Raw genomic sequence first — 1,051 nt, forward strand, 5'->3', positions numbered from 1 at the left:
AACGTTAAATATATGGCAAGTTGGGCAGAAAATAAGCGATTACTTTCGGTTTAGCCACAAGCCAAATGTTTTGTATTTTGTTTTAATTTTTCTCTTTTAATACCAAATCAAAAGATTTGGCGACTTTGCAAATAGAGAACAACCTTTCGGTTAAAAACTAATCGCCCTATTTGCTATATATATTGTTGTAGTGCGTTTTTATTTTTTGACCTCAAATCCATTTTCGTTGAAATCGAGGTTTATTTGTCCAATTCCGTCTTTAGAATTCCAATTATTTTCAATTGCTTTTTTTATAGCTTTAGATATGAACTCAGGAGGAATGTGAGATATCTCTATATTCTTTTTGTCTTTCAATCGTTTGTTAATCAATTTAAGAAGACATTGATGCTCAAACTCAACAAGAATTTTATTCATTTTCCTGTTGTAAGGTCTAATCTCAATGTTATTGTCATATTCCCATCGAAATTTTTCATCCCCATATGTTAGCCATCCGTTTAACATTATATTATTACATTTTTCTCAACCAATTCTTCTTCTTTTATTTCCACAAGCTACACATAATTTAGCTTTTGGAGTTCTGTATGGTTTTCCACATTTCTCGCAATCAGGTCCAATTTGTTCAAGTGAATGATGCATTATTGAATTCGGCTCAGTTTCTCCGAATCCGGTCAAGTTATTATAGTATTCTAGTAATTCTTTGAACCTTTCTTGCCTGTCTTTTTTCAAGTTTTTAAATCCTTTTCCATAAAGTTTGTAGGCAACTGCAAATTCTTCTTTGTTAAGCATAGGAACTTCCATCTTACATCTCCAGCAATATTTAATTTCCATCGATTTATGTTCTGCTTTTTAAGAATTCAGAGGTTTGTCCATTCCAACCACATTTAACACATCTTTCGCCCTCAAATTTGTGTTCACAATTTGGGTATCCGTAAAGTTTATGAGCACAATCAGGACAAATTGCAATCATTTCTGAATTATTTTTAAAGTATTCAGATTCACATTCAACGCATATTTTAGTTTCTTGATTCATTTTTCGATGCACTACAACGTT

The 1,051-nt window shown here is 31.7% G+C and carries 3 protein-coding genes; all 3 read right to left on the minus strand.

Translation table 11 applies throughout. The annotated features are described in order from the left end of the window. Positions 1-198: 198 nt before the first annotated feature. Positions 199-501 carry a hypothetical protein gene (locus tag ACFSR1_RS19080; RefSeq protein ID WP_378294650.1) on the minus strand — a complete coding sequence of 101 codons (303 nt, stop codon included), beginning with the start codon at positions 499-501 and terminating at the stop codon, positions 199-201. A gap of 18 nt (positions 502-519) precedes the next feature. Then, the gene (locus tag ACFSR1_RS19085) at positions 520-828 is read right to left on the minus strand and encodes a hypothetical protein (RefSeq protein ID WP_378294651.1); all 309 of its coding nucleotides are present in this window, start codon (positions 826-828) and stop codon (positions 520-522) included. A 4-nt stretch (positions 829-832) separates the two neighbouring features. After that, positions 833-1,051 (minus strand): hypothetical protein (locus ACFSR1_RS19090; protein WP_449224260.1); only part of this gene is annotated, 219 nt, incomplete at its 5' end.

Origin of the sequence: Aquimarina rubra, from assembly GCF_042684305.1 — a bacterium.
Lineage (GTDB): Bacteria > Bacteroidota > Bacteroidia > Flavobacteriales > Flavobacteriaceae > Aquimarina > Aquimarina rubra.